This window comes from Micromonospora chaiyaphumensis (assembly GCF_900091435.1).
Lineage (GTDB): Bacteria > Actinomycetota > Actinomycetes > Mycobacteriales > Micromonosporaceae > Micromonospora > Micromonospora chaiyaphumensis.
In genome coordinates this window covers 24,064-48,948 of record NZ_FMCS01000007.1, presented here as the reverse complement: position 1 = coordinate 48,948, position 24,885 = coordinate 24,064, and the positions used below count along the sequence as shown (strand labels likewise).

Genomic DNA, 24,885 nt, shown 5'->3' with positions numbered 1-24,885 from the left:
CCGACGCCGGGGACGTCAGGAGGTCTGCTCCAGGGTGGCCAGCGCCTGGCGCAGCCAGGTGAGTTCCGCGCGCGTGGTGGCGGTCGCGATCGTGAACAGTCCCTGCCGGAAGACGTCGTCGAAGTCGGCGGCACGCAGCGGCCGGTCGCCGTCCCAGAAGAAGCTGGCGGGCTGGGTGAGGAAGTGCAGCCTGCGCCGCAGCACGGCGGCCTGTGCGGCCGGGTCGTCGAGGTGACGCAGGAAGGCGAGCACGGTGAACCACCGGTTCTCGTCGGTGATGAAAAGCTCGTCGGGCTCGCGGAGCCGGTCTCGCAGCACCGTGGCGCCCGCCTCGGTCAGCGACAGCATGTGCCGGGGAGCGGCCGCCTGACCGGGCTGCAGTTCACGGGACAGCAGTCCGGCCGCCTCCATGCGCTTGAGCAGGGGGTAGAGCGTGCCGTCGGCGATAGGGCGGATGTGCCCGGTCAGGGCCGCGAGGCGTTTGCGCAGGTCGTAGCCGTGCAACGGTCCGTCTCGGAGGAAGCCGAGGATCGCGAGCTCCAGCATGATCACAACCATACCCCCTTGCCGAGATACCTCGGGACCGAGGTATGGTCTCGATCATGCTGAGCGCTCAGGTACTTCCCGACGGTTCCCGGGTGCGCTGGGTCGAGATCCCCGGCGCCGAGCCCACCCGTGTCTATGTGCACGGCCTCGGTGCGAGCTCCGCGCCTTATTTCTCCGCCGCGCTGGCGCACCCCGCCCTGGCCGGCCACCGCTCCCTCATGGTCGACCTGCTGGGTTTCGGGATCAGCGACCGTCCGCAGGACGCCTCCTACACCCTGCAGATGCACGCCGACGTCCTGGCCCGCGCGCTCCAGCAGGCCGGGGTGAGCGGTGCCGACGTGGTCGCGCACAGCATGGGCGGCGCGGTGGCCGTCGCCCTGGCCACGTCGCACCCCTGGCTGGTACGCCGGCTCGTCCTTGTCGACGCGCCCCTCGATCCGGTGCGCGAGCTGCCCACCGCCAAGCGGCCGGGCAGTTCGGGCATCGGGGTCTACCACACCGAGAAGGAGTTCCTCGATCGCGGCTGGGACGAGACGCTCGACTTCGTCGGCCCGGAATGGGCGGCCACGATGCGCCTGGCCGGGCCGCAGGCCCTCTACCGCAGTGCCATGAGCCTGCTGCGCGGCACCGAGCCGGCGCCGCGCGAGAGCCTGGAGAAGTTGCCCATACCTCGCACGTTCCTGTACCCGGCGGCCGACGGGCCGCGGTTCGACGCCGATCGACTGGCCGGCGCGGGCGTCGCCGTGGTGGCGGTCCCCGACTGCGGGCACAACATCATGCTCGACAACGTGCCGGGTTTCGCCGGCGCGGTACGAGCGGCGCTGCGCGACTGACCCGACTTCGGAGTCGGCGGGGTCCGGCCCGGCGGGCAGGGTGCCCGCCGGGCCGCTGTCGCAGGGCTCACCTCACCACGGGGTGGGAGGCGGCGGAGGCGTCACGGGTGGGCGGTCGTCGCAGGTGATCGTGTTCGGGAGCAGCCAGGGGGCGAGCCAGCCGCCGTCGTTGCCGCCGAGGTCGGTGAGACTGAACTCCGACCCGGCCGGCGTGAAGTGGAACGATCCGCAGTTGTTCACGCCGACCGCGCCCACGTTGCGCGCGTCCACATCGGCGAAGGAGGCGGAGCCAGCGGTACGGGCGCTCACCACCGACGTGCCGGTGCCGTCCACGCGGATGTCCCGGAAGTGGACATTGGTGATCGACACCGCGTCCTTCACGGGCCAGTCGCTGACCAGCATGATCGCGTTGTAGGTGTTGTCGAGGTAGCGGTCGCCGACCACCTGGATGTCGGCGTCGATGCTGCGGTCCAGCGCGTAGAACCAGATGGCGCCGAGGCCGATGTTCCAGTTCAGGTCATACGTGCCGGCCCGGACCGTGGTGTTGCCGGTGATCCGGAGCTGGCCGCCGAACGGCTCGGCGCCGAACCGGGAGCCGATCTGGATGGCGCTGCCCTCGCGGACGGGATCGGCGATGAGGTTGTGCGAGACGGTGAGGTCGGAGCCGCCGTAGAGGGCGATGCCGTTGGCCAGGACCGGGGACTGCACGGTGTTGTGGTCGAACGTGTTGTGCGCGTTGCCGGTCCGTTCCGACCACATGGCCAGGGCGTCGTCGCCGGTGTTGCGGATGAAGCTGTTCGAGATGGAGGAGTGGGTGACGCCGGTGTGGAAGTTGAGGCCGTCGGCGATCTGGTCGGCGATGACCGTGTTGGTCACCCGCAGGTCGGTCATCGGGCCGTCGAACCACAGGCCGACCTTCGTGTGGTGCAGGTAGAGGCCGTCGACCGTGGAGTGGTTGAGCGCCCCGCCGATGCCGTTGACCTGGTCGGTGTCGATGCGTTCCCGCACGTCGCCCTCGATGGCGAAGCCGGAGAGGTGGACGTTGCTGCTGCCGCCGTCGGCGGCGTCGCGGCCGTAGAAGCCGACGCCGGTGTGCACCGAGCCGTCGGGGGCCGGGGTGTCGAGGGCGACCTCGCGGCCCTTCACGACGGTGTACCAGCTGCCGGCGCCCGCGATCGTCACGTCGTCGACGGTGATGTGCCGGTTCACCTGATAGGTGCCCGGTGGCAGGTAGAGGGTGCGGTCCACCCGGCGGGCGTACGCGACGGCCCGGTCGAACGCGGCGGAGGACTCCCGGCGCCCGGTCGGGTCGGCGCCGAAGGCCAGCACGTTCACGGCGTGGGGCAGCACCCGGGGCGGGGCGACGAGGTGCGCGTCGAGCAGGTCGATCACCGTCCACGCCGCGGCCGTGCCCGTCGGCGCGGTCAGCCGGACCACCTCGCCGGCCCGGTGGGTGCGGCCCAGCAGCAGGCGCTGCTCGTCGTAGAAGTGGTGCGGCCGGAACGGCTTGGTGATGGTGGGCGTGGGCGTGGTGGCCGCCGGCACGCACGAGCACTCGGTGATCCACCAGTCCGGGTGGAGCAGGTCGGCGTCAGGGTCGTTGGTGAACGGGTACTGGTTGTAGAGCCAGGCGTACTGGGAGGTGAGCGTCATGGTCCGGGCCGGGCCGTGCCCGACGGTGACGCGCAGCGGCGCGGTGATGCCGCCGCCGCCCGGCGCGTCGGGGATGCTGTACCGGACGGTGAGCGCGTTGGTCGCCCTCGGGAGGGTGAACTCGACGTACTGGCCGGGGGAGAGGCGCACCGCCCGCCGCCCGGACGCCTCGCCGGCCAGGGTGTAGGCGGCGCGGTCCGGGCCGATGACGGTGCCGGTGGTCCGGGCGTGCTCGGCCTCCTGCTCGACGAAGTCCACGTCGGCGCCCCGGCCTTCGACCAGCGCCGGGTCGAGCCCGGCGCGGGTGACCACGGGGGCCGGGCCGGCGGGGCCGGCGGCCAGGGCGGCGCTGCCGGACGGTACGGCCAGCGCGACCGCGGCGGCCGCCGCCGTGAGGATCCTGGCGATCGGCACGGCCGGGCGACGGCCCGCCGCGCCTTCCACGCTCCACTGCATCGGGCTACCCACTTTCACGGGGGACGGGGGAGACGGTGGTGGCGTCGGCGCGGCTGGACGCGCCCGCCGAAAGGTGCCCCATGTTATTCCCGGGCTTTGTCAATATTCAAGCGCCTCTTTGCCCAAATCTTGCGGTGATGATCGCCGCCCGGCGGGCCGGGCCGGGGACCCGCTGCCGGGCCGGACCAGGCAACGGGGGCGCCGGCCCTTGTTCATTTCTTGCAAGAATTCGACGTACGATTGCCGCCGTGACGAAACGCTTGACGGAGGTGGCCCGCAAGGCGGGCGTCAGCGAGGCCACCGTGAGCCGGGTGCTCAACGGGCGCGGGGGCGTGTCCGAGGCGACCCGGACGGCGGTGCTGACCGCGCTCGACGTGCTCGGCTACGAGCGCCCGACCAAGCTGCGCGGCGAGCGGGCCCGGCTGGTCGGCCTGGTCCTGCCCGAGCTGCAGAACCCGATCTTCCCGGCGCTCGCCGAGGTGGTGACCGGCTCGCTGGCACAGCGGGGCTTCACCCCCGCGCTCTGTGCCCGCACGATCGGCGGGGTCTCCGAGTCGGACTACGTCGAGATGCTCCTCGACCACCAGGTCTCCGGCGTGATCTTCGCGGGCGGGTCGTACGCCCTGGCCGACGCCACGCACGAGCACTACCGCCGGCTGACCGACCGGGGCCTGCCCGTGGTGCTGGTCAACGCCGGCGTCGACGAGCTGGGTTTCCCCCGGGTCTCCACCGACGACGCCGTGGCGGTCGAGCAGGCCCACGGGCACCTGCGCTCCCTCGGGCACGAGCGGATCGGCGTGGTGCTCGGCCCGGAGGGGCACGTCCCGTCCCGGCGCAAGCTGGCCGCGATGATCCAGGCCGCGGGTTGGGCCGACGACACCACGTACGTGGAGCGCTCCAGCTTCTCGATGGAGGGGGCGCGGGTCGCGGCGACCAAGCTCATCGAGCGGGGTGTCACCGGCATCATCTGCGCCAGCGACGTGCTGGCCCTGGGCACCATCCGGGCCGCGCGGCGGCTCGGGTGCGCCGTGCCGGCCGACGTGTCCGTGGTCGGCTTCGACGACTCCGCGTTCATGACCTGCACCGACCCGCCGCTGACCACCGTGCGGCAGCCCATCGAGACGATGGGGCAGGCCGCGGTGGATCTGCTGGTCACCCAGATCGAGGGGGCCGGTGTGCTGCGCGACGAGCTGCTGTTCGAGCCCGAACTGGTGGTCCGCGGCTCGACCGCGCCCGCCCCCCGCCGCTGACCATCTGACCTCGAACGACGCTCCGGCCGTCGACCGCTGCCCGCGGTCGGCGGCCCTTTCGTCGTGGCCCCCGCCGAGTTCGGGACCGAAAGGGACGAAAGCCGGAACCCCCGGCGTCGGTCGGCCGACTGTCAACATCTGTCGTCGCAAAGTCGTTTCCTTTCACATCACAATCGAAACCTTGCCGCAATGAGTCGGCCTCGCTACAGTGACTCCACTCACACGCCGGCCCAGGCCGAGCGGTGGCGATCACGGCAGATCAAGCGAAGGCCATGGATACACCCGTTCCCCGAAGGGATGGACAGATGTCCGTACCGCAGTACCGGAAGGCTGCGGCGATAGCGCTCGTGGCCGGTGTGGGGCTCAGCCTCGCGGCTTGCTCCACGAAGAGCGACGACGCCGCGAAGGACGCCAGCGGCAAGGTCACCATCACCGTCGACTGCCAGCCGGTCGGCGCCCAGAAAGAGCTGTTGAAGAACTGGAACGACGACGTCGCCGAGTTCCAGCGGCAGAACCCGAACATCATCATCAAGAGCGTCAGCGTCGGCGAGCAGTGCAACAACCCGCCGGACTTTACCGCCCGCCTCGCCGGCGGCACGGTGACCGACGTCTTCTACGGGTACATGACCGATCTCCAGCAGGTGCTCGACTCCGGTCAGGCCATGGACATCACGGAGTACGCCAACAAGGACACGGTCCCGACCTGGGACAGCGTCGACCCGGCGCTGAAGGAGGTCTTCACCGACGGCGGCAAGCTCTACGCCGTCCCGGTGAAGAACTACTCGATGGGCCTGGTCTACAACAAGGTCCTGTTCCAGCGGGCCGGGCTCGACGTGAACAACCCGCCGAAGACGTGGGCCGAGGTCCGCGAGGCGGCCAAGAAGATCTCGGCGCTGGGCAACGGCATCGCCGGCTACTCGGAGTACAGCGCCGGCAACACCGGCGGCTGGCACTTCACCTCCCTGCTCTACTCCCAGGGCGGTCAGGTGCTGACCGAGGACGGCAAGAAGGCCGACTTCAACAACGCCATGGGCAAGCAGGTCCTGCAGAACCTCAAGGACATGCGGTACGGCGACAACAGCATGGGCAGCCGCCAGCTGCTGCAGTGGGGCGACCTGCTGACCAACGCCGGCGCGGGCAAGGTCGGCATGTTCATCGGCGCCCCGGACGCCACCCAGGCCATCGTCAGCCAGTTCCAGGGCAAGTTCCAGGACTGGGCCATGGCTCCGCTGCCCGGCCAGGACGGCGCGGCGAAGGCGACGCTCGGCGGCGGTGAGGGCTACTTCTTCAAGAAGGGCCTCACGCCCGAGCAGGTCAAGGCCGGTCTCAAGTGGATTGCCTACCAGAAGCTGACCCCGGGCAAGGGCCAGCTCGACTACGTCCGGGCCAAGCCGCAGAACTACCCGGTGGGCCTGCCCCAGCCGCTGCTGTTCGCCAACGGCAGCGACGCGCAGAAGCAGGAACTGGAGCTGCGCAAGGCGAACGCGAACGTCGACACCGCGAACTTCGCGATCTTCGAGGCGAACCCGGTCCCGATCAAGGGTGAGCCCCGCAACGCGCAGGCGGTCTACGCGGTGCTCGACGCGGCGATGTCCGGGGTGCTGACGAACCCGAACGCGAACATCGACGCGCTGCTCAAGACGGCCGAAGACAAGGTCAACCAGCTGCTGGCCGCCGGCAGCTGAGCCGACGGGGGTGGGGGCCGCGCGCCGGCTCCCACCCTCCGCCCGCAGCGTCCGTCACCCCACTTCCGCAGGAGATGCCTTGGCGATCACCACCGTCCCGGGTACCACCAGACCACCGGGTCGACGCGAGCCGTACCCCTCGACCCGCCGCCGGGCGGGCCTCGGCCGCAAGGTACGGGACAACCTCACCGGTCACACGTTCCTGATCGGGGCGGTCGTCTGCTTCGCGGTCTTCTCCTGGTACCCGATGGTCCGCGGCATCGTGATGAGCTTCCAGCGCACCCGCCGGGGCGAGACCACCTGGGTCGGCTGGGACAACTACACCCGCATCATCGACGACCCCAGCTTCTGGACCGCCTGGAAGAACACCTTCTACTTCACGGTCCTGGCGCTCGTCCTCGGGTACCTGGTGCCGTTCTTCGTGGCGATCCTGCTCAACGAGTTCCGGCACGCCAGGGCCTACCTGCGGATCCTTGTCTACCTGCCGGTGATGCTGCCGCCGGCCTCGGCGCTGTTCCTCTTCAAGTTCTACGCCTACGACCCCAGCGAAGCCGGGCTGTTCAACGCCGTCCTCGCCGCGCTGCACCTGCCGACCTCCGAGTGGATGCAGTCACCCGGGATGACCATGCCGGCCATGGTGCTCGCGTCGACCTGGATGAACATGGGCAGCGCGGTGCTCATCTACCTGGCGGCGCTGCAGAACATCCCCGGTGAGCTCTACGAGGCCGCCGAACTCGACGGCGCCGGGATCTGGCGGCGGATCCTGCACGTGACCGTCCCGCAGACCCGGCTCATCCTCGCGCTCCTGGCGATGCTCCAGATCGTCGCCACCATGCAGCTCTTCATCGAGCCGCTGATCCTCGCCAACGGCGCGGGCACCGGGGACTCGGCGACCTCGGTCGCGTACCTCATCTACCAGCACGGGTTCTTCCAGAACGACCTCAACGGCGCCGCGGCGCTCGGCGTGATCATGCTCGTCGTGCTGGCCGGCTTCTCCGCCGTCTACGTGCGGCTCACCGCGAAACAGGACTAGGACGGACGAGGAATGGCACAGGACTCCGGGACCCGGACCCTCATCTCCCAGGCCCAGCTCGAACGGGGCCGCGGCCGGGTCATCTACTGGACGCTGCTCGTCGTCGTCGTGGTGGCCTTCACGCTCGTCTTCATCGGGCCGCTCTACTGGATGGTCACCGGCGCGCTCAAGTCCGGTCAGGAGATCGCGCAGACCCCGCCGTCGCTGTTCCCGAAGGATCCCCAGCCGCAGAACTACGTCGACGCGTGGCACAACCTGGACCTCGCCAAGCTGCTGTTCAACACGTTTTACTACGCGACCGGGGCGGTGCTGTTCCAACTCGTCCTGGACACCGCGGCGGCGTACTCGCTGTCGAAGCTCCGGCCGATCTTCGGCAACGCGATCCTCGGCCTGATGCTGGCGACGCTGATGATCCCGGCGATGGTCCTCATCGTCCCGCAGTACGTGACGGTGATCGACCTGCCGATCCTGCACGTCAACCTGCTCGACTCGCCGTTCGCCATCTGGCTGCCCCTGGTCGCGAACGCCTTCAACATCTTCCTGCTGAAACGGTTCTTCGACTCGATCCCCGAGGACCTGATGGCCGCGGCCTTCGTGGACGGGGCGACCCCGCTGCGCACGCTCTGGTCGATCATCCTGCCGATGTCGCGCCCCATCCTCGGCGTGGTCTCGATCTTCGCGGTGACGGCGGTCTGGAAGGACTTCCTCTGGCCGAAGCTGGTCATGCCGTCGCCGGAGACCCGGACGGTCAGCGTCGGCATCTACGCCTTCTCCGGTGGCACCCCCATGAACGTGGTGATCGCCGCCTCGGTCATCGCCGCCATCCCGACCGTCGTGATCTTCCTGATCTTCCAGCGCAACATCATGTCCGGCCTGACCACCGGCAGCCTCAAGGGCTGACCCCGGCCGGACACCACCGGCGAAACCTCCCGCGGCGACCGACGACCGTTCGCCCGACACATCCAGGTCCGGCGAACCCGCCGACGTACCGACGCAGAAAGCAGGTGCTCGTGTCCACAGCAGACAGTGGTCCGTGGTGGCGTGGAGCGGTTATCTACCAGGTGTACCCGCGGAGCTTCGCCGACGGTGGCGGCGACGGCATCGGCGACCTCGCCGGCATCCGGTCCCGGCTCCACTACCTGTCCGAGCTCGGCGTCGACGCGATCTGGTTCAGCCCCTGGTATCCCTCCCCGATGGCCGACGCCGGCTACGACGTGTCCGACTACCGCGACATCGACCCGGTCTTCGGCACCCTCGCCGAGGCGGAGGCGCTGATCCGCGAGGCACACGAGCTGGGCATCCGGACCATCGTCGACGTGGTGCCCAACCACTGCTCCGACGCGCACCCCTGGTTCCAGGCAGCCCTCGCCGGCGGGCCGGACGCGCCCGAGCGGGAGCTGTTCTGGTTCCGCCCCGGGCGCGGCCCGAACGGCGACGAGCGCCCCACCGACTGGGTCGGCGAGTTCGGCGGCCCCACCTGGACCCGGACGGTCAACCCGGACGGCACCCCCGGCGACTGGTACCTGCACCTGTTCGCCCCCGAGCAGCCGGACTTCAACTGGGACCACCCGCGGGTGCGCGCCGAGTTCGAGGACGTCCTGCGGTTCTGGTTCGACCGCGGGGTGGACGGCATCCGGATCGACTCGGCCGGGCTGCTGGTCAAGGACGGCACGCTGCCCGAGACCCGGCCCGACCGGCCGCACCCCTTCCGCGACCAGGACGGGGTGCACGAGATCTACCGGGGCTGGCGGCGGGTCGCCGACTCGTACCCCGGCGACCGGGCCCTCATCGGCGAGGTGTGGCTGCCGGACCGGCAGCGGTTCGCCAACTACCTGCGCCCGGACGAGCTGCACGCGGCCTTCAACTTCGACTTCCTCGGCTGCGCCTGGGACGCGTCGGCGCTGCGCGAGAGCATCGACGGCACGCTCCACGCGCACGCGCCGGTCGGCGCCCCGGCCACCTGGGTGCTGTCCAACCACGACGTCACCCGGCACGTCACCCGCTACGGCCGCGCCGACACCCGGTTCAGCTTCGCGGCGAAGCGCGAGGGCATCCCCACCGACCTGGAACTGGGCACCCGCCGGGCCCGGGCCGCCGCGCTGCTCTCCCTGGCGCTGCCCGGCGCCGCGTACGTCTACCAGGGCGAGGAGCTGGGCCTCTGGGAGGTTGAGGACATCCCGTTCGAGCTGCGCCAGGACCCCATGTGGGAACGCTCCGGCCGGGTCGACCCCGGCCGGGACGGCTGCCGGGTGCCGCTGCCGTGGGCCGGTGACGCCCCACCGTTCGGGTTCAGCCCCGACGGCGCCGCGGCCGGGCCCTGGCTGCCGCAGCCGGCCGACTGGAAGGACCGCACGGTCCGCGCCCAGACCGGCGACCCGCACTCGATGCTGGAGCTCTACCGGGCGGCCATCGCGATCCGCCGGTCCGACGCCGCCCTCGGCGACGGCGCGCTCACCTGGCTGCCCGCCCCCGACCGGGTGCTCGCGTTCGCCCGGGAACCCGGCTTCACGTGCCTGGTCAACCTGTCCGCCGCCGCCGTGCCGCTGCCCCCGCACGAGCGGCTGCTGCTGGCCAGCGGGCCGCTCGACGACGACCGGCTGCCGCCGGACACCGCGGTCTGGCTGCGCACCGGCTGACCCGTCCCGGCGCCGGCGGCCCCGACCGCCGGCGCCGCCCGCCGCGCCACCCGACCAGGAAGGAGGGGAGCAACCACCGCACCGCACGGGGGACCTGGCCATCCGACGAAAGGGAGCGCACCCCTCATGGCCGATCACACCACCCCGCACCATCCCCGCCGCAGCCGGCTCCGCGCGGGGCTCGCCGCCCTCGCCGGCGCCGCGCTGGCCGCCACCTCCGTCACCGTCGTGGCGCTCACGGCCACCACCACCCCGGCCCGGGCCGCCGGGCTGTCCCCGTTCGACATCGCCGGTCGCGGCGCCACCGTTCCCTTCGTCGAGCACGAGGCCGAGAACGCCGCCCACACCGGCACCCGAATCGGCCCCGACCGGCGCTACGGCACCCTGCCCTCCGAGGCGTCCGGCCGGGAGGCGGTCACCCTCGACGCAGTCGGCGAGTACGTCGAGTTCACCCTCACGGCGCCGGCCAACGCGGTCACCTTCCGGTACAGCCTGCCGGACAGCGCCGCCGGCACCGGCCGGGACGCCAGCATCGACCTGCGCGCCGGGGGCGCCCTCGTGAAGTCCGTGCCGGTCACCTCCCGGTACGGCTGGTACTACGGCGGCTACCCGTTCAACAACAACCCGGGCGACACCAACCCGCACCACTTCTACGACGAGACCCGCACCCTGTTCGGCACCACGTACCCGGCCGGTACGAAGATCCGCCTCCAGATCTCCTCGACCGCCCAGTCGCCCACCTTCACCATCGACCTGGCCGACTTCGAGCTGGTCGGCGCGCAGATCACCAAGCCCGCCGGTGTGCTGGACGTGGTGACCGACTTCGGCGCCGACCCGAGCGGCGCCACCGACTCGACGGCGAAGTTCCAGGCCGCCGTCGACGCCGGCAAGGCGCAGGGGAAGGTCGTGTGGATCCCCGCCGGCACCTTCACCCTCTGGGACCACGTGGTCGTCGACGGGGTGACCCTGCGCGGCGCCGGGCCCTGGTACTCGGTGCTCGGCGGCCGGCACCCCACCGACCGCAAGCGCGCCGCCGGCATCTACGGCAAGTACGTCGCCGGCGGCGGCTACAGCGGCGGGATCCGCCCGCACGAGGCCGGCGGGCCCAGCCGCAACGTCACCCTGCGGGACTTCGCCATCATCGGCGACATCCGCGAGCGGGTCGACGAGGACCAGGTCAACGCCCTCGGCGGGGCGATGTCGAACTCGGTGGTGGACAACCTCTGGTTGCAGCACACCAAGGTCGGCGCCTGGATGGACGGCCCCATGGACAACTTCACCATCCGCAACAGCCGCATCCTCGACCAGACCGCCGACGGGGTGAACTTCCACTGGGGCGTCACCAACTCGACCGTGACGAACACCTTCGTCCGCAACACGGGCGACGACGGCCTGGCCATGTGGGCGCAGAGCGTGCCGAACGTCAACAACGCCTTCACCTTCAACACCGTCGGCGTGACGATCCTGGCCAACAACCTGGTCACCTACGGCGGCCGGGACATCCGGATCACCGACAACGTGACCGCCGACTCGGTCACCAACGGCGGCGGCATCCACGTGGCCAACCGCTATCCCGGCGTCAACGGCCCGACCGCCGTCGCCGGCACGATCACCGTCGCCCGCAACACACTGATCCGCAACGGCAACTCCGACTACAACTGGCGCTTCGGTGTCGGCGCGCTCTGGTTCTCGGCGCTGAACGAGCCCATCCAGGGCGCCACCATCAACGTCACCGACACCGACATCCTGGACAGCTCCTACGCGGCCCTGCACTGGATCGAGGGGCAGACCAGCGGGATCAGCCTGAACAACGTGCGCATCGACGGCGCGGGGACCTTCGCGCTGCAGGTGCAGGCGCCCAGCCAGGTCAGCTTCACGAACGTCCGGGCCACCGGCATCGCCCAGGCCAACCCCATGTACAACTGCGTCGGCAGCGGCTTCCAGATCACCCAGGGCGCCGGCAACTCCGGCTGGTACTCGGCGAACCCGTACTGCGGGCCGTGGCCCGAGCCGCAGTGGGGCAACGGCCCGTCCACGCCGCCCACCCCGACCCCGACCACCCCGACGCCGAGCCCGACCCCGACCACCCCGCCGCCGCCGGGCGGCAACCTCGCGCTCGGCCGCCCGGCCACCGCGTCCAGCAGCACCCAGACGTACGCGGCGACGAACGCCGTGGACGGCAACGCCGGCACCTACTGGGAGAGCGCCAACAACGCCTTCCCGCAGACGCTGAGCGTCGACCTCGGGGCCGCGCGCACCGTCGACCGGGTCGTCCTCAAACTGCCGCCCGGCTGGGAGCGGCGGACGCAGACCCTGTCCGTGCTCGGCTCCACCGACGGGTCGACCTGGACCACGGTGAAGGCGTCGGCCGGCTACACCTTCGACCCCGCCACCGGCAACACCGTGACGATCCCGCTGACCGCGGGGGAGCGGCGGCACCTGCGGCTCAGCGTCACCGGCAACACCGGCTGGCCGGCCGGTCAGGCCGCCGAGTTCGAGGTGTACGGCGGCACGAGCACCACCCCGCCGCCGACCACCACGCCGCCCCCGACCACCACGCCGCCCCCGGCCACCACCCCGCCCGTGCCGAGCGGCAACCTGGCCGCCGGGCGGCCGGTCACCGAGACCAGCCACGCCGACGTGTACGGCGCGGCCAACACGGTCGACGGCAACGCCGGGACCTACTGGGAGAGCGCCAACAACGCCTTCCCGCAGTCGGTCACCGTGGACCTCGGCGCCACGTACCCGGTGTCCCGGATCGTGCTGAAGCTGCCGCCGTCGTCGGCGTGGCAGACCCGCACCCAGACGCTGTCGGTGCTCGGCTCGACCGACGGGTCGACCTGGACCACGGTGAAGGCGTCGGCCGGCTACACCTTCGATCCGGCCACCGGCAACACCGCCACCATCACGTTCCCGTCCGCCGGGCGCCGGCACCTGCGGCTGACCTTCACCGGCAACACCGGCTGGCCGGCCGGCCAGCTCGGCGAGTTCGAGGTGTACGCCACCTGACCGCCCCCGGGGTCCCCGCGGCGCGGCGGGGACCCCGTCCACCCCCCACCACACCCACCTCTCCACGTCCCGGGAAGAAGGTGTCCCTCCACCATGTCCAGATTCCGTACCCGGCTGGTCGCGGTGCTCGCCGCGGTCGCGCTGGCCGTCACGGCCCCGCCCCCGTCCCCGGCGGCCGCGGCCGGCGGTCCCAACCTCGCGCTCGGCCGCACGGCAACGGCCAGCAGCGTCAACGGCCCCTACGCGGCCGGCAACCTCACCGACGGCAACGCCGGCAGCTACTGGGAGAGCGCCGGCGGCACGTTCCCGCAGTGGGCGCAGGTCGACCTCGGCTCCGCCCAGTCGGTCGACCAGGTCGTGCTGAAACTCCCCGCGGGCTGGGAGTCCCGCACCGAGACCCTGTCGGTGCAGGGCAGCACGGACGGCGGCACCTTCACCACCCTGGTGGCCTCGGCCGGGCGCACGTTCAGCCCGGCCAACGGCAACACGGTCACGCTGAGCTTCCCGGCCACCAGCACCCGCCACGTCCGGATCGCCGTCACCGCCAACACCGGCTGGGCCGCGGCGCAGCTCGCCGAGCTGGAGGTGTACGGGTCGGCGAGCGCCTCCACGAACCTGGCCCTGGGCCGGACCATGGCGGAGAGCAGCCACTCGGACGTCTACGGCGCGGGCAACGCCAACGACGGCAACCCGGCGACCTACTGGGAGAGCGCCAACAACGCGTTCCCGCAGTGGCTCCGGGTCGACCTCGGCGCCGCCGCGGCGGTCAACAAGGTGGTGCTCAAGCTCCCCGCCGGCTGGCCGGCGCGCACCCAGACGCTCACCGTGCAGAGCAGCACCGACGGCTCCACCTTCGGCACGCTCGCCGGCTCCGCCGGGTACGCGTTCAACCCCGGCAGCGGCAACTCGGTCACCGTCACCTTCGGCACGGCGACCACCCGCTACGTGCGGCTGCTGTTCACCGCGAACACCGGCTGGCCCGCCGGGCAGCTCGCCGAGCTGGAGGTCTACGGCCCGGCCACCGGCGACACCCAGCCGCCGAGCGCCCCCGGCAACCTGGCCCTCACCGAGCCCGCCGCCGACCAGGTCCGGCTCACCTGGACGGCGTCGACCGACAACGTGGGGGTCACCGGCTACGACGTCTACGCCAACGGCACGCTGCGCACCAGCGTCAGCGGGTCGACCCTGACGTACACGGACACCCAGCCGGCCGGCGCCACCGTCTCCTACTACGTGCGGGCCCGTGACGCGGCCGGCAACCAGTCGGCCAACAGCAACACCGTCACCCGCACCGGCAACACCGGGGACACCACGGCGCCGACCGCGCCGGGCAACCTGGCGTACACGCAGCCGGCGGCCGGGCAGATCCGGCTGACCTGGACGGCGTCGACCGACAACGTGGGGGTCACCGGCTACGACGTCTACGCCAACAACGCGCTGCGCGGCAGCGTCAACGGCTCGACCCTGACGTACACCGACAGCCAGCCGGACAGCGCCACCGTCTCGTACTTCGTCCGGGCCCGCGACGGGGCCGGGAACGTCTCGGCGACCTCCAACACGGTCACCCGGACCGGCAGCACCCCGGGCGGCACCAACCTGGCCGCCGGCAAGCCGATCACCGCCTCCTCGGTGGTGCACGTGTTCAACGCCGTCAACGCCAACGACAACGACGTGACGACCTACTGGGAGGGCGCGCCGGGGGCGTACCCGAGCACGCTGACCGTCGCGCTCGGCGCCAACGCCAGCATCAGCGCCATCGTGGTCAAGCTCAACCCGGATCCGGTCTGGGGGCCGCGCACCCAGACGTTCCAGGTGCTCGGCCGGGAGCAGTCCGCGTCCGGCTTCACCTCGGTGGTCGGCTCGGCCACGTACTCGTTCAGCCCGACCAGCAGCAACACGGTGACCATCCCGGTCAGCGCCACGGCCGCGGACGTCCGGCTCCAGTTCACCGCGAACTCGGGCTCGTCCAACGGCCAGGTCGCGGAGTTCCAGGTGATCGGCACCCCGGCGCCGAACCCGGACCTCACCGTCACCGCCCTGTCCGCGGCGCCCTCCGCGCCGGTGGAGACCGATCCGATCACCCTGTCCGCCACCGTCCGCAACGCCGGCACCGCGCCGGCCGCCGCCTCCGCGGTGACCTTCTCCCTGGGTACGACGAAGGTCGGCACCGCGGCCGTCGGCGCGCTCGCGGCCGGCGCCTCGGCGACCGTCACCCTCACCATCGGCGCCCGTAACGCCGGCACCTACGAGGTGACGGCCACGGCCGACGAGGCGAACACGGTCATCGAGCAGAACGAGTCGAACAACAGCCGCACGGCCTCGCTGACGGTCAGCGCGGTGCCCAGCTCCGACCTGGTCGCCGGGGCGGTGAGCTGGTCACCCGGCACGCCCAGCGCCGGCGCCACGGTCACCTTCTCGGTGTCGATCCGCAACCAGGGCACGGTCGCCTCGGCCGGCGGGGCGCACGGCATCACCCTCACCGTGCTCAGCGACACCGGCGCGGTGGTGCGCACCCTGACGGGCTCCTACAGCGGCGCCCTGGCGGCCGGAGCGACAAGCCCGACGGTCGACCTCGGCAGCTGGACGGCGGCCAACGGGCGCTACACCGTGCGGGTCGTGCTCGCCGCGGACGCCAACGAGCTGCCGGTCAAGCAGCAGAACAACACCAGCGACCGGCCGCTCTTCGTCGGGCGGGGCGCCAACGTCCCGTACGACATGTACGAGGCCGAGGACGGCCGGATCGGGGGCGGGGCGCAGGTGCTCGGGCCGAACCGGACCATCGGCGACCTGGCCGGTGAGGCGTCCGGCCGCCGCGCGGTCACCCTGAACACCACCGGCGCGTACGTCGAGTGGACCACCCGGGCGGCCACCAACACCCTGGTCACCCGCTTCTCCATCCCGGACGCCCCGGGCGGCGGCGGGATCGACTCGACGTTGAACATCTACGTCAACGGGGTGCTGCACAAGCCGATCAACCTGACCTCGAAGCACATCTGGCTCTACGGGGCCGAGGCGGGCCCGAGCGACTCGCCGGGCGCCGGCGCACCCCGCCACCTGTACGACGAGGCCAACGTGATGTTGAACTCAACGGTTCCGGCCGGCGCCACCATCCGGCTCCAGAAGGACCCGGCCAACAGCACCACGTACGCCATCGACTTCGTCAACACCGAGCTGGTGTCGCCGCGGGCCAACCCGGATCCGGCCCGCTACAAGGTGCCGAACGGCTTCAGTCACGCCGACGTGCAGAACGCCCTGGACGCCGTCCGGATGGACACCACCGGCACCCTGGTCGGCGTCTACCTGCCGCCCGGCACCTACGACACCGCGCAGAAGTTCCAGGTGTACGGCAAGCCGGTCCGGGTGGTCGGTGCGGGCATGTGGTACACGCGCTTCCAGACGCCCACCAACCAGCAGAACACCGACGCCGGCTTCCGGGTGGAGTCCTCGGCGAGCGGGTCGACCTTCGCCCACCTGGCGTTCTTCGGCAACTACACCAACCGGATCGACGGTCCGGGCAAGGTGTGGGGTGAGCTGAAGGACGTCGACAACATGACGCTGGACAGCGTCTGGGTCGAGCACACCGTGTGCGCGTACTGGGGGGTGAGCGTCAGCGGGCTGACCATCCGGGACAGCCGGTTCCGCGACACCTTCGCCGACGCGGTCAACATGACCAACGCCAGCACGAACAACCTGGTCACCAACTCGGAGGGCCGCTCCAACGGCGACGACGCCTTCGCGCTGTTCTCCGCGACCGACCAGGGTGGCGCGGGCGGCAACCACGGCAACGTGTTCGAGAACCTGACCGCCACGCTCACCTGGCGCGCGGCCGGGGTGGCGGTGTACGGCGGCTACGACAACGTCTTCCGCAACCTCTACATCGCCGACATGCTGACCTACTCGGGCATCACCATCAGCTCGCTGGACTTCGGCTACCCGTTCGTCGGGTTCGGGGCCAGCCCGCCCACCCAGTTCCAGAACGTCTCGCTCATCCGGGCGGGCGGGCACTTCTGGGGTCAGCAGACGTTCCCGGCCATGTGGCTGTTCTCCGCCTCCAAGGAGTTCCGGGGCATCCGGATCTCCGACGTGGACATCGTGGACCCGACGTACTCCGGGATCATGTTCCAGACCAAGTACACCGGCAGCCAGCCGGAGAATCCGGTCACCGACACGGTCCTCACCAACGTGTCCATCTCGGGGGCAAGGCGCAGCGGTGACGCGTTCGACGCCAAGTCCGGCTTCGGCATCTGGGTCAACGAGATGCCCGAGCCGGGGCAGGGCCCGGCGGTCGGCTCCGCCACCTTCACCAACCTCCGGCTGACCGACAACTACCAGGACATCCGGAACACGACCAGCACCTTCACCATCACCCGGAACTGACCCCCGGGTCAGCGGCGCCGCCGGGAGGGTCACTCCTCCCGGCGGCGCCGTTCCTATAGATGAACATCACTCGCTGGGGTTAGGGTGGGCCACCGAGGAAGGGAGGAACCCCATGCGTCGAACGACACGGCTGGTGGCCGCGACGGTCGCCGGCGCCTGCCTGACGCCGTGGGCGGCGACGGCGGCGCGAGCCGAGACGGTCGTCCCGCGGCACGCCGTCGTGGTGTGCCAGACCGCCAGCTTCTACGACAACTACGACTCGGCCCGCGGCCCGTACGGGCTCAAGCGCACCCTCACCTACGGCAACAAGATCGGGCACACCCCCGGCGTGCACCCGGTCTACAACGGCTGGGCGGCGTCCTTCGACTTCGGCCCCAACGACTGGGGCTACCTGCGCCTGGAGTGCATCGGAGGCTACGACTCATGGTGAAACCGACCCGGCTCGCCGCCGCCGGCCTGGCCGCCGCGCTCGCGGTGACCGCCCTGCCCACGGCCGCGCACGCCGCCAACGGCACCATCGGGCAGCGGGAGACCGTCTGCGCCACCGACCTCTTCGTCCGGACCGATCCCAACGGCGCGTGGATGGGCACCCTCTACCGCGGCCAGACCTTCCTGGTCGAGGGCCCGCGCAGCGGCGGCTACGTCTACGGCTTCGCCTACGGGCACGTCAACCGGCACGGCTGGGTGCAGGACGGCTGGTTCTGCTGACCCGGCCCGCGCCGCTCACAGCCCGGCGCAGGCCGCGCCGTCCACCGCGCAGCCCTCCGGCTTCGTGGCCGTCAGGTCGGGATCCCGCACGTCGAACCGGATGGTGGCCGACCCACCGGCCGGCACCGCCGCCCCGGTGAACGTGACCACGGGCCCGTTCTGCGTGGCCTCGGCACCGTTGACGCTGCCGACGGTGGCGTCGTCGCCCAGCGTCACGGTCACTGTCCAGTCCGGCCGCGCGGCCGGGCCGGGGTTGCTCACCACCACCTGGCCCCGGTAGCCGAAGACCCGGTCGGAGACCGTCTCGTAGCTCGCCGCGAGGGGCGCGGCCGCCGGCGGGCGGGCACTGGGCGTACGGGTGGGGGAGGCGGACGCGGTGGGCGTCGGCGCGACGCTGCGGCGGGTGGCCGACGGCGTGGGCCGCGACGGGGTGGCCCGCGGCGACCCGCTGCTCGCGGCGGACGTCGCCAGCGGCGCCGACGGGGTCGACGCCGGCTGCGCGGCGGGCGTTGTGGGCGCGGGCCGGGTGGCCCACACCGTCGCCCCGGCGGCCAGGCCGAGCACCGCCAGCACGCCGGCCAGCAGCAGCGCCCGCCGGCGGGCCGTCCGGCCGCGTGGCGGGGCGAGCGGGATCACCGGCAGCTCGGCGGTCAGCCCGCCCTCGGCGCGGCGCAGGTCCACCTCCTGGAACGCCAGCCAGTCGAGGATCGCCGGGAGCCGCCCGGTCACCGCCCGCTCGTGCTGCTCGGCGCGGCGGTCGGCGTCCCAGTCGCCCTCCTCCAGCACCTCCCGCACCGACAGCCGCGAACCGTGGCCGATGGGGGTCAGGTCGCAGGCCAGGCGGGTGCTGCGGTCCGCCTCCCGGCAGCGCAGCACCAGCCGTTCCGGCGCGCGCAGCTCGACCACCTCCACCTCGGTGTCGGCGTCGTACCCGGGCAGTCCGGCGGTCCGCAGCAGCGTCCGGTCTCCCACCGACTCGCTGCCGGCGAACCACTTGGCGAGCAGCGCCTGTTCCGTCAGCGCCCGCCAGATCCGTGCGGGCGGGTGGGACAGGTCGACCTCGGTGGCGATCTCGATCACGCGGAGACTCTAAGGGTCGCGCCCGACCCTGGCGAGCGGGGCCGGTCAGCCTGCGGGCGAGCCCGCGCCGCCGTCGTGCCAGCGGGCCCGGAAGGCCGCCTCGCTCGCCTCGTGGCTGGCCTTCTCCTCGTAGACCGTCCGGCGCAGCGCGGTGCGGGCATCTGCCATCGTCACGAGCTCGAGGGCGACGAGCGCGACGCAGATCGCGGTGAGCAGCCCGAGCGCGGCCAGCGCCGGCAGGTGCCGGGCGACCGGCAGCCCGGCGGCGAGCGTGGCGAGGGCGCCGACCCGCGTCCACGACACGGTCCGCAGGGTGCGCAGCTGGAACGCCATGTCGGCGGCGAGGTAGATCATCACCCCGGCGAAGAGCAGCGGCACGGCCGGCCCGTGGCCCCGCTCCGCCACCCCGCCGGCCGGGTCGGTGATCGTCCGCACCAGCTCCTCGGCGCCGATCGCGAACAGGATCACTCCGGCGATCATCGGCAGGTAGAGAAAGGCGTACGCGTCCCGGGCCATCGCCACGCGCGGTCGGCCCTCGGCGGCGTGCAGGGCGATCCGGGCGGCCGGGCCGATCATGTCGAAGTGCACCCACCAGAGCGCCGCCGTGAACAGGATGCCGAAGATCGCCGCGGGGATGGCCGGCCAGGTCACGGGCTTGCCGATCAGGTTGCCGCCGACGCCGACCGAGATGACCGACTCGCCGAGCGCGATGATCAGGATGAGGTCGTAGCGTTCGGTCCAGTGTTCGGCGGAGGTGAGCTGCCACCCCTCGGTGCCGCCCAGGAGGCCGCTGGCGTACTGGATGACCACCACGGCGATCCAGAGTCCGTCGCGCAGCCACAACCCGAGCTCCGGGTCCGTGACCCTCGGGGGAAGCAGCGCCGCGACGAGCAGCAGGCTGGTGGTGATCAGGACCTCGGGGACGAGCAGCCACGCCTTGCGCCGGGCGGCCGGGTCGCCGCGGGTGGCGTACTCGTACAGCGACAGGTGCACGGCACGGATCACCACGTAGCTGACGGTGACCAGCATCGGTCCGGCGCTGCCCTGCTGGAGGCTGCCGAAGGTCTGCGGCAGGGCCAGCGCGAAGGTGAACAACGCGATCATGCCGATGACCATGAGCACCGGGACGAAACCCTCGCCCAGCCGGAGCCGGGTGGCCACGGCGCTGTGGACGACCCAGCACCACCAGAGCACGGCGAGCACCAGCATGGCGTGCAGCAGTTCCCGGCCGGTCACGTTCGCGGCGGTGGCGCGCGTGATGATGAAGAAGGACACCACGAAGACGAGGTCGAAGAAGATCTCGAACTTGTCGACCCGGGCGGCCGGGGCGATCCGCATGGCGGGACCCAGACCCTTGCCCCACCCGTTGCGGCCCACCGCCCGAGTCTGTCAGCGGCGGGCCGGGCGGCGGGCCGGAATCGACGGCCGTCCCGCCCGTGCCCGGTGCGGTCGTCGCAGGCTCAGCCGCCGAGTCGCTGGCGGGCCAGGAACTTCGGCACCACCATCCGCCACGCCTCGCACACCAGCTCGGTCATCTGGTCGTGGTCGAGCCGGTCGAGGTGGCAGCAGACCCAGTTGAACCGCAGGTCGGAGGGGCGGGGGAGGAAGAACAGCGCCGGCTCGGCGGCGATCAGCCCGTCGCGCTGCTCCTTCGGGTAGCCGAAGCCCATGGTCTGCTCGTCGCGGCTGAACGCCACGTAGACGATCGCGCCGACCCGGAACTTGATCCGGTCGTGGATCAGGTGCTCGCTGGTGCGGGGCAGCGTGCGGGCCAGGGCGCGGACGTCGTCGTCGGTCACCACGCCGGGGACGTTAGCCCCACCCTCTGACAGTCAGCCGGCGGCCGGGGCGGCGTGGGCGAGCGCGGCGCGCAGCGTGTCGGACAGCGGGTGGTCCGGTTGCTCGATCCACTGCTGGACGGCGACCCGCAGGGTGGCCAGGAGGGTCGCGGCCAGGATCCGGGCGCGCAGCGCCACGTCGGGGCCGGTGAGCCGGCCGGCGATCTCCCCGGCGAGCTCCCGCTCGATCGCCGTGTACGCGGCCACCTGGTGCGCCACGAGGCCGGGGTTGCCGTGCAGCCGGCGGCGCCGGTTGAGCCAGGACTCGGCGGTGTCGTCGTACATCTCGTCGGCCTGGCGCAGCGTGGCCCGGCTCAGCGCCGCCCAGGGCGCCAGGTCGGCGGGCTGCTCGGCGATGAGGTCCAGCAGCCGGCGCAGCCGCATGGTGTCGCCGTGGAAGAGCGCCTCCTCCTTGCTGGAGAAGTAGTTGGAGAACGTGCGCCGGGACACGTTGGCGGCGTCGGCGATCGCCTCGACGGTGACCCGGTCCGGCCCCTGCTCGGCGGCGAGGCGTAGGGCCGCCTCGTGCAGGGCGACGCGGGTCGCCGCCTTCTTGCGCTCCCGCAGCCCGGTGGCCTCCTCCATGGTTCCCCAGCGTACGTGATCCGTTTCTCAATGAGCAAACTTGCCTGCTGCGCAAGATTCGCGAATGATTGCTTGGGGCAACCAAGGCAGGGAGGGGAAGAGTGGACGCCACGAGCCGAGAACTCGTCGCCCGGTTGCAGGACCTGCTGACCGGCGTCCGGCTGCTCAAGCAGCGGCGCGCCGACGACCGGCCGGCCGTGCCGCCCGGTCTGGTGGGCCTGCTCCGGCACATCGACCGGGACAGCACCACCGGCTGCCACGCCAGGGACCTGGCGGAGCGGAGCCGGCTCGACCCCTCGACGGTCAGCCGGGCGGTCGCCGCCCTGGTGGCCGACGGCCTGGTCGACCGGCGCGCCGACCCGGAGGACCGCCGGGCCAGCCACCTGACGCTCACCCCGGCCGGCCGGGCCGCCCTGACGGAGGCCCACGACTGGTACGGCGGGGTGCTCTCCCGGGCGCTCGCCGACTGGACCCCCGGCGAGGTGGCGGCCCTGTCCGCCGCGCTCGGCCGCCTCACCCGCGACCTCGAGGTCGCCCTCACCCGACACGACAACCTGGAGGACGCGCGATGAGCGCACCCACCGCGACGGCGGACGCCGCGCCCATGAGCCGGCGGAAGACGCTGGAAGCCCTCAGCGGCCTGTTGCTGGTGCTCTTCGTGGCCATGCTGAGCAGCACGGTCGTCTCGACCGCACTACCGAAGATCATCGGAGCCCTCAACGGCTCGCAGACCCAGTACACCTGGGTGGTCACGGCCACCCTGCTCACCGCCACGGCGACCACCCCGATCTGGGGCAAGCTCGCCGACCTGTTCAACAAGAAGCTGCTCATCCAGGTCGCCATCGTGGTCTTCCTGGTCGGCTCGGTCGCGGCCGGCTTCGCGCACTCCGCCGGTCAGCTCATCGCCGCCCGCGCCTTCCAGGGCATCGGCGTCGGCGGTCTCCAGGCCCTGGTCCAGGTGGCCATCGCCGCGATGATCCCGCCCCGGGAGCGCGGTCGCTACAACGGCTACCTCGGCGGCGTGATGGCCCTCGCCACGGTCGGCGGCCCGCTGCTGGGCGGCCTCATCGTGGACACCTCCTGGCTCGGCTGGCGCTGGTGCTTCTTCGTCGGCGTGCCCGTCGCGGCCGTCGCGCTGCTCCTGCTCCAGGCCACCCTGCACCTGCCCACCGCGCGGCGGGACAACGTGAAGATCGACTACCTGGGCGCCACGCTGATCGCGGCCGGCGTCAGCCTGCTGCTGATCTGGATCTCGTTCGTCGACGACTCGTTCGCCTGGCTGTCCTGGCAGACCGGCGCGATGGTCGGCGGCTCGGTGCTGCTGCTCGCCCTCGCCGTCCTGGTGGAGTCGCGGGCCGCCGAGCCGGTCGTGCCGCTGGAGATCGTCCGCGAGCGCACCACGGCGCTGGCGATCCTCGGCAGCCTCGCGGTCGGCATGGCGATGTTCGGCGGCGCGGTCTTCCTCGGCCAGTACTTCCAGATCGGCCGCGGCTACAGCCCGACCGAGGCCGGCCTGCTCACCATCCCCATGATGGCCGGCGTCCTGCTCTCCTCGATCGTCGCCGGCCGGCTGATCACGTCCTCCGGGAAGATCAAGCCGTACATCGTCGCCGGGTCGATCATCCTGGTCATCGGCTTCGCCCTGCTCGGCACCATCGACCACGAGACCTCGCTGGTCCTGGTCGGCGCGGCCATGTTCATCGTCGGCGTGGGCGTCGGCATGACCATGCAGAACCTGGTGCTCGCCGTGCAGAACACGGTGGCGCTCAAGGACATCGGCGCGGCCAGCTCGAGCGTGGCGTTCTTCCGCTCGCTCGGCGGCACCATCGGCGTGTCGGTGCTCGGCGCGGTCCTGGCCCGCCAGGTCACCGACCGGATCACCCACGATCTGGCCGCGCTCGGGATCCCCGCCTCGGGCGGTGGCGGCAGCACGCTCAACCTCGCCGCCCTGCCCGCTCCGGTGCAGAACATTGTGCGGGCCGCGTACGGTGACGCGACCGGGCACATCTTCTGGATCTCGGCCGCCATCGGCGTCGTCGGCATCCTGGCCGCGCTGCTCCTCAAGCCGGTCACCCTGCGGTCCAGCCTGGACCTGCCCGACACCGCCCGCTCGGTCGCCGTCGCGGCCGACGCGGTCGACGGGGCGCCCGCCTTCGACGAGGTGGCCGTCGACGTCACGGGGCCGGGCGAACGCGCCCGCCGCTGACGCACCGTCGTCCCAGGGCCGTCGCCGATCCCGGCGGCGGCCCTGGCCCGTGCCCACCCGGGCCGGCGCACGCCGGCCCTGAGCGAATCGAGGCGCTGTGGACATCACGCGGCCCGCGCCGCCGCCGGTGACCGCCGACGCGCGGCCGCCCGGGGCGGTGCGCCGGGCGGTCCGTGAGCTGGCCCTCGTCGCCGTGCTCTTCCTCGCGTACAAGGCGGGCCGGCTGGCGGTGGCCGGACGGTCCGCCACCGCGCGGGCGAACGGGGAACGGATCTGGTGGCTGGAGCGGCTGCTCCACCTGCCGGACGAGGCCGCCGTGCAGGCGCCCCTGCTCCTCCACGAGCTGCCGGTCCAGCTGGCCAACTGCTACTACGCGTACGTGCACTTCCCCGCCACCGCGTTGTGCCTCATCTGGCTCTACCTCCGCCATCCCGTGCACTACCGGTGGCTGCGGCGGGCCCTGGCCGCACTCACCGCGGCGGCGCTGGCCCTGCACGTCCTCGTCCCGCTCGCGCCGCCCCGGATGACCGCACTCACCGGCCTCGTGGACACCGGCAGCCGCTACGGCCCCGCCGTCTACGGCCCCCCTGAGGCCGACACCCTGAGCAACCAGTACGCGGCCATGCCCTCCCTGCACGTCGGCTGGGCCGTGGCCGTCGCCGTCGCGCTGGTCACGGTCACCGCCGGGCGGTGGCGGTGGCTCTGGCTGGCGCACCCCGTGCTCACCCTGTTCGTGGTGGTCGGCACCGGCAACCACTACTGGCTCGACGGGGTGGTCGCCGTGGTGCTCCTCGGGCTGATCCTGGCGGTGCTGCCCCGCCCCGGTGTGCCGCGCCGGCCACCGGATCCGCCGGCGTCGGCCGCGCGCCTGCGACCGCACGTGGTCCCGCCCCCGCGGCGGCCGGGCGGCGCGGGCCGCCGACGGAGCCCGCGGACCCCGTCGGCGGCCGACGGCCGGCTCAGGCCGCCCCGACGGGGCTGACCTGCCCC

General features: G+C 72.0%; 19 protein-coding genes. 13 read left to right on the top strand and 6 right to left on the bottom strand.

The window, feature by feature from the left end:
* Window positions 1-15: 15 nt before the first annotated feature.
* Complete coding sequence (locus tag GA0070214_RS19530) at window positions 16-546, bottom strand: PadR family transcriptional regulator (protein ID WP_091266609.1); 531 nt, start codon at window positions 544-546, stop codon at window positions 16-18.
* 56 nt (window positions 547-602) lie between these two features.
* Between GA0070214_RS19530 and GA0070214_RS19525 the strand changes: the two genes are divergently transcribed.
* The gene (locus tag GA0070214_RS19525) at window positions 603-1,379 is read left to right on the top strand and encodes an alpha/beta fold hydrolase (RefSeq protein WP_091266605.1); all 777 of its coding nucleotides are present in this window, start codon (window positions 603-605) and stop codon (window positions 1,377-1,379) included.
* A gap of 72 nt (window positions 1,380-1,451) precedes the next feature.
* On the opposite strand, the gene GA0070214_RS19520 is transcribed toward GA0070214_RS19525, so the two are convergent.
* Window positions 1,452-3,488 carry a glycosyl hydrolase family 28-related protein gene (locus tag GA0070214_RS19520; RefSeq protein WP_091265728.1) on the bottom strand — a complete coding sequence of 679 codons (2,037 nt, stop codon included), beginning with the start codon at window positions 3,486-3,488 and terminating at the stop codon, window positions 1,452-1,454.
* A 248-nt stretch (window positions 3,489-3,736) separates the two neighbouring features.
* On the opposite strand from GA0070214_RS19520, the gene GA0070214_RS19515 reads away from it, so the two are divergent.
* From GA0070214_RS19515 to GA0070214_RS19475, 9 genes are all read left to right on the top strand, one after another.
* A complete protein-coding gene (locus tag GA0070214_RS19515; RefSeq protein ID WP_091265725.1) occupies window positions 3,737-4,738 on the top strand; it encodes a LacI family DNA-binding transcriptional regulator in 1,002 nt (333 codons plus the stop codon).
* A gap of 305 nt (window positions 4,739-5,043) precedes the next feature.
* Window positions 5,044-6,423 carry an ABC transporter substrate-binding protein gene (locus GA0070214_RS19510; RefSeq protein WP_091265721.1) on the top strand — a complete coding sequence of 460 codons (1,380 nt, stop codon included), beginning with the start codon at window positions 5,044-5,046 and terminating at the stop codon, window positions 6,421-6,423.
* A 79-nt stretch (window positions 6,424-6,502) separates the two neighbouring features.
* On the top strand, window positions 6,503-7,456 hold the full coding sequence (locus GA0070214_RS19505) for a carbohydrate ABC transporter permease (RefSeq protein WP_091265717.1): 954 nt from the start codon (window positions 6,503-6,505) through the stop codon (window positions 7,454-7,456).
* A 12-nt stretch (window positions 7,457-7,468) separates the two neighbouring features.
* A complete protein-coding gene (locus GA0070214_RS19500; protein ID WP_091265715.1) occupies window positions 7,469-8,356 on the top strand; it encodes a carbohydrate ABC transporter permease in 888 nt (295 codons plus the stop codon).
* A 110-nt stretch (window positions 8,357-8,466) separates the two neighbouring features.
* On the top strand, window positions 8,467-10,092 hold the full coding sequence (locus GA0070214_RS19495; RefSeq protein WP_091266602.1) for a glycoside hydrolase family 13 protein: 1,626 nt from the start codon (window positions 8,467-8,469) through the stop codon (window positions 10,090-10,092).
* 126 nt (window positions 10,093-10,218) lie between these two features.
* A complete protein-coding gene (locus tag GA0070214_RS19490; protein ID WP_091265711.1) occupies window positions 10,219-13,101 on the top strand; it encodes a galactose-binding domain-containing protein in 2,883 nt (960 codons plus the stop codon).
* A 93-nt stretch (window positions 13,102-13,194) separates the two neighbouring features.
* Entirely contained in the window at window positions 13,195-17,478 is a 4,284-nt protein-coding gene (locus GA0070214_RS19485; RefSeq protein WP_091265708.1) for a discoidin domain-containing protein, read from the top strand.
* A 112-nt stretch (window positions 17,479-17,590) separates the two neighbouring features.
* Window positions 17,591-17,908, top strand: coding sequence for a hypothetical protein (locus tag GA0070214_RS19480; RefSeq protein ID WP_244167771.1), 318 nt, complete (start codon window positions 17,591-17,593; stop codon window positions 17,906-17,908).
* Complete coding sequence (locus GA0070214_RS19475; RefSeq protein ID WP_244167770.1) at window positions 17,902-18,186, top strand: hypothetical protein; 285 nt, start codon at window positions 17,902-17,904, stop codon at window positions 18,184-18,186. The genes GA0070214_RS19480 and GA0070214_RS19475 overlap by 7 nt, the downstream gene beginning before the upstream one ends.
* A 15-nt stretch (window positions 18,187-18,201) precedes the next feature.
* Here GA0070214_RS19475 and GA0070214_RS19470 read toward each other — a convergent pair whose 3' ends face one another.
* The 4 genes from GA0070214_RS19470 to GA0070214_RS19455 form a co-directional block, all read right to left on the bottom strand.
* Window positions 18,202-19,266, bottom strand: coding sequence for an SRPBCC domain-containing protein (locus tag GA0070214_RS19470; RefSeq protein ID WP_091265705.1), 1,065 nt, complete (start codon window positions 19,264-19,266; stop codon window positions 18,202-18,204).
* 45 nt (window positions 19,267-19,311) lie between these two features.
* Window positions 19,312-20,604, bottom strand: a complete 1,293-nt coding sequence (locus GA0070214_RS19465) for a low temperature requirement protein A (protein ID WP_377463581.1) — start codon at window positions 20,602-20,604, stop codon at window positions 19,312-19,314.
* Window positions 20,605-20,726: 122 nt separating this feature from the next.
* Window positions 20,727-21,068: an MmcQ/YjbR family DNA-binding protein gene (locus GA0070214_RS19460; RefSeq protein ID WP_091265699.1), complete on the bottom strand. Its 342-nt coding sequence runs from the start codon at window positions 21,066-21,068 to the stop codon at window positions 20,727-20,729.
* Between the two features lie 30 nt (window positions 21,069-21,098).
* The gene (locus GA0070214_RS19455) at window positions 21,099-21,689 is read right to left on the bottom strand and encodes a TetR/AcrR family transcriptional regulator (protein WP_091265695.1); all 591 of its coding nucleotides are present in this window, start codon (window positions 21,687-21,689) and stop codon (window positions 21,099-21,101) included.
* 101 nt (window positions 21,690-21,790) lie between these two features.
* Here GA0070214_RS19455 and GA0070214_RS32845 point away from each other — a divergent pair, with 101 nt between their 5' ends.
* From GA0070214_RS32845 to GA0070214_RS19440, 3 genes are all read left to right on the top strand, one after another.
* Entirely contained in the window at window positions 21,791-22,261 is a 471-nt protein-coding gene (locus tag GA0070214_RS32845) for a MarR family winged helix-turn-helix transcriptional regulator (RefSeq protein WP_279615663.1), read from the top strand.
* On the top strand, window positions 22,258-23,895 hold the full coding sequence (locus GA0070214_RS19445; protein WP_091265687.1) for an MDR family MFS transporter: 1,638 nt from the start codon (window positions 22,258-22,260) through the stop codon (window positions 23,893-23,895). Before GA0070214_RS32845 ends, GA0070214_RS19445 begins: the two co-directional genes overlap by 4 nt.
* Window positions 23,896-23,992: 97 nt before the next feature.
* On the top strand, window positions 23,993-24,877 hold the full coding sequence (locus GA0070214_RS19440) for a phosphatase PAP2 family protein (RefSeq protein WP_244167769.1): 885 nt from the start codon (window positions 23,993-23,995) through the stop codon (window positions 24,875-24,877).
* The last annotated feature ends 8 nt before the right edge of the window (window positions 24,878-24,885 follow it).

Excerpts from the sequence above, each read along its gene's own strand:
- GA0070214_RS19465 (WP_377463581.1), bottom strand. The coding sequence starts at position 20,604 with ATGCGGATCGCCCCGGCCGCCCGGGTCGACAAGTTCGAGATCTTCTTC.
- GA0070214_RS19525 (WP_091266605.1), top strand. The coding sequence starts at position 603 with ATGCTGAGCGCTCAGGTACTTCCCGACGGTTCCCGGGTGCGCTGGGTC.
- GA0070214_RS19530 (WP_091266609.1), bottom strand. The coding sequence starts at position 546 with ATGCTGGAGCTCGCGATCCTCGGCTTCCTCCGAGACGGACCGTTGCAC.
- GA0070214_RS19485 (WP_091265708.1), top strand. The coding sequence starts at position 13,195 with ATGTCCAGATTCCGTACCCGGCTGGTCGCGGTGCTCGCCGCGGTCGCG.
- GA0070214_RS19455 (WP_091265695.1), bottom strand. The coding sequence starts at position 21,689 with ATGGAGGAGGCCACCGGGCTGCGGGAGCGCAAGAAGGCGGCGACCCGC.
- GA0070214_RS19475 (WP_244167770.1), top strand. The coding sequence starts at position 17,902 with ATGGTGAAACCGACCCGGCTCGCCGCCGCCGGCCTGGCCGCCGCGCTC.
- GA0070214_RS19500 (WP_091265715.1), top strand. The coding sequence starts at position 7,469 with ATGGCACAGGACTCCGGGACCCGGACCCTCATCTCCCAGGCCCAGCTC.
- GA0070214_RS19520 (WP_091265728.1), bottom strand. The coding sequence starts at position 3,488 with ATGCAGTGGAGCGTGGAAGGCGCGGCGGGCCGTCGCCCGGCCGTGCCG.
- GA0070214_RS19480 (WP_244167771.1), top strand. The coding sequence starts at position 17,591 with ATGCGTCGAACGACACGGCTGGTGGCCGCGACGGTCGCCGGCGCCTGC.
- GA0070214_RS19445 (WP_091265687.1), top strand. The coding sequence starts at position 22,258 with ATGAGCGCACCCACCGCGACGGCGGACGCCGCGCCCATGAGCCGGCGG.
- GA0070214_RS19490 (WP_091265711.1), top strand. The coding sequence starts at position 10,219 with ATGGCCGATCACACCACCCCGCACCATCCCCGCCGCAGCCGGCTCCGC.
- GA0070214_RS19510 (WP_091265721.1), top strand. The coding sequence starts at position 5,044 with ATGTCCGTACCGCAGTACCGGAAGGCTGCGGCGATAGCGCTCGTGGCC.